The following is a 6698-nucleotide window of genomic DNA, read 5'->3' on the forward strand; positions in this document are numbered from 1 at the left end:
CAACCCATCATCATCTGTGTCTGCATCCAGCGGTGAGGTCTCTGTGGTTTCCCGCTCACCATTGTGATTTGCATCCTCTCCTCCATCGTAAATTCCATCACAATCTGTGTCTTTGTTCAATGGGTCTGTCTTCGTTGTGGGGTCTGCATCTGGTATGAAATGTTGGGGACTTAGTGTTGTATCTGTGTCTGATAATGGTTTAGTCACTCCAAGCTCTAGCCCATCTGGTAAGCCATCTCCATCTGTGTCATAATTCTTCGGGTCTGTCCCGTGCTTCTGCACTTCGTCGCCATCACTCAAGCCATCATCGTCTGTGTCCGCATCGTTTGGGTTAGTGCCAAGCATCACCTCAACATGGTTGCTCAACCCATCAAAATCGCTGTCCAGGTTGGAGCACGCTCTGTAGTCTAGGGTTTCTCTGATGTGAGCTAACAGAACCTCTGATAGTATTTTGGCCGCATATAGATATTCGCCCCTCATAATTGTCTCGAACAGATGCTAATAACGCAAGATATGGCTTTTTTCTCTCTATCCATTTCTGTGTAATTTGTGCTCCTTTGTTTTCTCTCCATTTCCATACTACAACAACTGGACAAATCAGCAATACAATATATCCCAACCAGTATCCAGAACTTTCTCTTACTGGGATTTCTTCGTAGAGCTCAAACAACTCGCCACACGCTACAGCAATCTCATTACCAGGATGTAGTGTATCAAACTCTCCAATTTCCAAATCTGTGATGTACTCCCACTGAGGTGCCTTGAATATCAACTCCTTCTTCCATGTTCCGTTCTCTTCCCATACCAAATAACACTCTTCATAGGCACCAGCCACAATCTCGTTCCCTTCATGTCCACTCCAGCAGTCACCAATAGCCACTGCCAGGATGAAAGATGATGTATTAATCCAGATTTCCTTGTTCGCATAACTAGTATTATTCCACCATATTATCCACAACATGCCATCGGTATCTCCACATATAATCTCACTTTCGTTGTTCCCTGGAAGAACTTCCCCTACCCTGCCACACATCATATGCTTTGCGTAGCTTTTTACGTGTATTTCTTCCCAATACCATCCACTACCATTCCATGCATACATTGTTAAGTTTTCTTCAGTAAACACAACACACTCATTGCCTTCAAATCTCGGGTCAAAATCTCCTATATCACATTCTTCATATGCTTTTCCTGTATGGGTATCATCTATCACTTCCATCATCCATGTGCCGTTTTCTGCCTTATAGAACTCTCTTATCAACCCCCCGTATGTACAACAAAATAGTTCATTTCCACTATGTCTTGGATCAAAATCACCTATTTTTACTGTTCTCACTGTACCTTGGTCCTGTGTCCACGGGTCCCATATCATTGTTGCATTCCAACTCTGGGTTGTGTTGTTGTAGCTTATCACAAATAATTGGTATAGCCCATCTACAACTTCCACGCCTTCAACATCTGGGTCTAAATCGCCAACTGCTAAGGCTGGAGTGTACCAGACATCATAGCTCCTGTTCCATATTACATCCCAATACCATATCTCTCCCTCTCCATACTCATATGAAATGTTGTGCCCCCATCCATTGAAGATTACTTCGTTATTTGGCCAGCTTTTGTCTACCTCGTTGATTTCTACAGAGTCTTTCGTAGTTCCTGTAATGTTAATTGTTATGTTCCTGGATTCGAACAAAGGAGTCGTACTATTATCAGCATTTACCGATGAGAAAGTGATTATTTCAATAAACATCATGGAACAAACTAAAAATGTTAAGAAAGCATGTATCCTCATGTTTTTGCCTCCTTTATTACCTCGTTAATGTCCGTACATGTTTGGTAGATTGCCATTACGAGTGCAGCACTGGTTGTGCCTATGCCAATACCTTTCAAAATAATGTTGGCACACCCCATGTTCTTGATGTATTTTACCAGTGCCATTGCTGAGGAAAACACTGAGTAGAGGTCGCTGATAACAACCAGGACCTTTAGGAAAATTGGCGGTATCCAGGGCTTTAGGACACTAAACAGAATTTCCTTGCCTGCACCTACTGGGTCCTCAAGGATTTTTGTTGCAGTTGCTATTGCCTGTTTTATCATTTGTTCTGCCAATTCTATCTTTGCATATATTTGGTTCAATATTTCTTGTAACTCCTGGAGTTGCTGATTTACCATGTTCTCGGTTTGAGACCAAATTTCTTGGATGTAATTCTGGATTGCATTTTTCAGTTCTGCTACAATACCGTCTACCATTGATTGGATCTTGTTCTTTATCTTACTCACAATGTGTGTTAGTATGTTCTCTGGCCTTGGGTTATTCTGCGGGTCTGGTGACTTGGCAAATATTCCTAATCCTTCCATTAGTGCAAGCTCAAGTGTAGTTCTCACCTTCTCCTTCAAAAACTCCCTCACTTTTGCCATCACAACATCTTTCTTGTAAAAATCTATGTCTTTCAGTGCTTTTTCAACACTTTCGTAAATTGTGGTTATTCCACTATCCAGCATCTTTATTAGTTCTTCGGAAATAGTCTTTGAGATTTGGCCAACGATTTCTGTCATTTTATTTTTTATGGCTAGTTGTAGAACATCTGGGTCATCCGTAGCAGGCAGTCCAGGCAAATACTTCTTGACAAAGTCCAGCACAATGCTCATGATTATGCCTGAGTAGTTCATCAGCAACGCTTTCCAATCCCTTTTCATGCCGTAAACTGCATTCACTATTCCGCCTACTGATGTAGCGAATGCCTTGCCTTGGGCAATGAACGGATTCTTTTCCAGTTCACCGCCCAATCCTTTCTCGCCACCCAGAAGGGCAAATAGCGAGCCTTTTGGGTCTGCCAGAAACTCGGTGATTATCTCAATTATCGCATTCATATATGCCTCTATATTGGCTATTGCGCTCTTTGCTTTCTCCATCGCATCTCTTACATACTCTTTCACTATTCCCAGCATCTTCTTTATTTCCGCTTTGAGCTGTGCCATTATCAGGTTGGGTATCTCTGCATACTCCCCTTTCAATGCTACATCCACTATTTTCTTTACCCATTCTAAGCCTGCCGGCAACACACTGCAGATTGCATTCACTATCATGTCCTTGCAGAATTTTATCACTGTGTCCACGAGTGTACTTACAAGCGTTGTAAACGCACTGGCTATGCTTGCTATTACATTGGTTAGTGTGGAAATTAGCGTACGTCTTATACGCAACCTTTCACCAACATGACTTGCTTTTCCCATTTCTTCTGCACCTTTGAAAACAAAGATGAAATACTACTACGGCCGCTACAATGGTACTGCCAAAGACAAATGCTCTGCTTTCATCTATACTTGTGTCTTCATGAAGTTCAAATAATGTCATTGTCCCCAAAGCAATTTCATTCCCAGGATGTGCACTATCAAATTCGCCGATTTCTATATCTTTTGGATTCTCATATTGTGGACAATAAAACACTATTGAATTTTTCCAAATTCCTTCATCTTCCCATAGGAGTACTATCCTTGACGGGTCGCCCCAGTATGTTCCTGCCAGAATTTCATTACCTGCATGCCCACTCCAACAGTCACCTATCGCTATGGTAGAGAATTCCAACCCTTCACCTGTTCCTATCCCTAATCCATATATTACTTTTCGTTCAAAATTCGTACCATCCCACCATACCGTTATAAGGATTCTTGAGCCCTTTTCCCCACATACAATCTCTAGGTTCTCGTTGCTTGTGTTAAGTTCGCCCACTCTACCTGCAGTACATAACCCATCATCCCACCACATCGCATCCTCTACTATTATCACCTTTATACTGTCCCACCAACTGCTACTTGTGTTCCAACCCAGAATCGTTAGATTGTTCGTTGTAAAACACACAATTTCATTCCCAGGATAAAGTGGTGTCACATCTCCTACATCCAGTTCTATCGAGACCTCTCCTGCAACCAATGTCTTGTTTATCCATGTCCCATTCTCTACCTTATAATATTCCCTCAACTCATTTCCTCCATGAACTATTAGTTCATTACCTGTATGTAATGGGTCAAAATCCGCTATCTTAATTGCATGCACTAAGCTTCCACCTGTCTCGTTGTATGTGTCCCATAGCATTATTCCCGTCCAATTACCTGTAGTATTATCATAAGTAATGAGATACAATTGATAGAGCCCTTCTACTATCTCATTTCCTTCTATGTCTGGGTCTATGTCACCCACTGCCAATTTCGGTGTGTAATCAATACTATAACTTCTGTTCCATATTGTCGTTCTTGACCAATTTTCATCTGAACCATTGAAATATACCACATCGTAACCATGACCAGTCGTAACTATTTCATTTCCAGGCCATTCTGTTTGTACATCCGCAATTTCGATGGAGTCCTCAGTACTATTGCCACCTATGCTGATTTCCCGTGAGTGAAATGTTGGCACGTTCATAGGAACTCCATTAACTGTCCCACTTTCATTTATCACTATGGTCGCTATTAAGATAAAGATAACTATGACACATTTAACCTTCATAATTTCGTCTCCTGAATTACCTGCTGAATATCATTATATGTCTGAGAAATCGTCATAATCAAAGATGCACTTGTGGTAGCTATACCAATCCCTTTCAGGATTATGTTCGCTGAGCCCATATTCTTGATGTACTTCGCCAGGGCCATCCCCGACGAAAACACTGCATATAAATCACTTATTACAACTAAAATTTTCAGAAATACTGGTGGAAGATATGGTCGCAACAACTCTACCAAAATTTCTTTACCTGCTTTCACAGGGTCCCTTATTATCTCAGTCGCAACCCTCAATGCATTCTTTATCTGCTCTTTCACATTATCTATCTTTTCTTTTACATCATTAATTATCATCTGGGCTGTTTGAAGTTGTCCATTGATTGCATTTTCTAATCCTTGCATTACTTCGTTTATCACATTTCCTATGTATTCTTTCAACTCTGTTATTATGTTGTTGGTAGCACTAGTGAGATAGTCCATAACAGATTTTGAAATGTTCTCCACAATTCCAACAAGTATGTTCTCTGGCCTTATAGTTAATGGTGCATTGCTCTCTGGGATTGTCGCAAATACTTTAAGACCATTATACAACCCATCTACCAAAACACCCCTAATTCTCTCTTTTACAAAACACCTCACCTTCTCCATCACCACATCTTTCTTGTAGAATTCAATCCCTGCAACCGCTTTCACTATCGTTTCGTAAATCAGGTTGATACCTGTGTCTAAAATTGATGTTAACTGGACACTTGCACTCTCTGAGAGCTTGTTTAGAATCTCGTTCATCTTCTTTTCTATTGCTTTTTGTATATCTCTCTCTGTTGGATTTGGCGGTAATTCTAACGGCAGATACTTCTTCACAAAGTCCATCACAATTGCCATTATTATGCCAGAATACTGATACAATAGCACTTTCCAGTCCCGCTTCATTCCATTAACTGCTAGCACGATTCCTCCAACCGAACTCGCAAATGCCTTGCCCTGAGCGAGAAATGGAATCTTCTCTAATGCTCCCAAACCTCCGTTATCACTTCCAAGCAGGGCAAATAGAGAGGTCTGCGGCTTTGATAGAAGCTGGATAACTAAATCCATTATCCCTTCAATATATCCTTCTATGTCACTTATTGCGGTTCCTACCTTCTCCATTGCTGTTCTTGTGTATTCTTTCAAAACGCCTATCATCTTCATTATTTCTGCTCTCAATTGTGTAATTATCATTCCAGGTATCTGCGCGTATTCTCCTCTCAATGCCACTTCTACAATTCCCTTTACCCACTCAAATCCTGCGGGTATGACGCCACATATCGCACTTACTATCATATTCTTACAGTATGTTATTACCGTGTCCACTATCGCATTTACTATTGTTGTAAACGCAGTAGCGATACTTGCAATCACATTGCTCACTGTGTAAATTATTTCAAGAATTCTTAGGTATATGTTACCTACATATTGCTGGATATAATTTACAGCCATACTCTGGACATCCTCTTTGCTGTAAGAGAGCAATACCTGTCCTTTCTTCACGAACAGTTTTGCCAGTTCTCTATAATTTCCTTGCACGAACAGGTTTATCCCTTCGTAGATTGGTTGTAGGGCTGTGTTCAGTAACCCGTTTATCTGTCCCCATATCCAGTTTATTGCCTCGCTTGCTAACGACTTCACTTCCTCTACAAATGAAACAAGCGCTGTTAGAATGAGTTTAATCAGTCCTTCTGCAGCACCATCTGCATGGGCTGTGGCATTACAGCCATTGCCGTTTATGTCCGCAATGCTGATTGCTACATCGTAGCCAGAAACCCAGGTGTTCCACGACAGTATTGGCACTTCCCATTTGTGGCTGTATTCGTAGGTTAAGGCCCCACTGCAATTTGCTGTATCGCTTGCCAGGCCTTGTGGCGTAACTGTGATTGTGGAAAGCCCAGCATTGTCCTCGGCTTTGAACGAAACAGTTAGCCAGACCTTCGGCGTTGGAATGCAGTCCTTGATTGTTATTTCTGTCACCACATTTGCTTCTATGCTCCCGTTTATCCATGGGTCTCTGCCCTCTATCTGCCACTGCTCTGTGGCGTTCTCGTAAAGGTCTAGGATTCCATCACCATCTGTGTCTGCAAGCCATGGGTCGCTGTGATTCAGGAATTCGTCAAAGTCAAGCAAGCCATCGTTGTCCGTATCATTCTTTGTTGGGTCTGAGTAGGTAT

At 41.6% G+C, this 6698-nt stretch carries 5 protein-coding genes; all 5 read right to left on the reverse strand.

The window, feature by feature from the left end; genetic code table 11:
- Positions 1 to 345, reverse strand: a 345-nt coding sequence (locus QXD64_08895; protein MEM3397424.1) for a thrombospondin, incomplete at its 3' end; no start/stop codon positions are given.
- A 25-nt stretch (positions 346 to 370) separates the two neighbouring features.
- Complete coding sequence (locus QXD64_08900; GenBank protein MEM3397425.1) at positions 371 to 1690, reverse strand: hypothetical protein; 1320 nt, start codon at positions 1688 to 1690, stop codon at positions 371 to 373.
- Between the two features lie 95 nt (positions 1691 to 1785).
- Positions 1786 to 3231 (reverse strand): hypothetical protein, encoded by a 1446-nt coding sequence (locus QXD64_08905; protein ID MEM3397426.1) that lies wholly within the window; start codon positions 3229 to 3231, stop codon positions 1786 to 1788.
- Positions 3206 to 4417: a hypothetical protein gene (locus tag QXD64_08910; protein MEM3397427.1), complete on the reverse strand. Its 1212-nt coding sequence runs from the start codon at positions 4415 to 4417 to the stop codon at positions 3206 to 3208. The genes QXD64_08905 and QXD64_08910 overlap by 26 nt, the downstream gene beginning before the upstream one ends.
- A gap of 80 nt (positions 4418 to 4497) precedes the next feature.
- Positions 4498 to 6698, reverse strand: a 2201-nt coding sequence (locus QXD64_08915) for a hypothetical protein (GenBank protein MEM3397428.1), incomplete at its 5' end; no start/stop codon positions are given.

It is taken from the genome of Thermoplasmata archaeon, assembly GCA_038874435.1.
Lineage (GTDB): Archaea > Thermoplasmatota > Thermoplasmata > Lutacidiplasmatales > SKW197 > SKW197.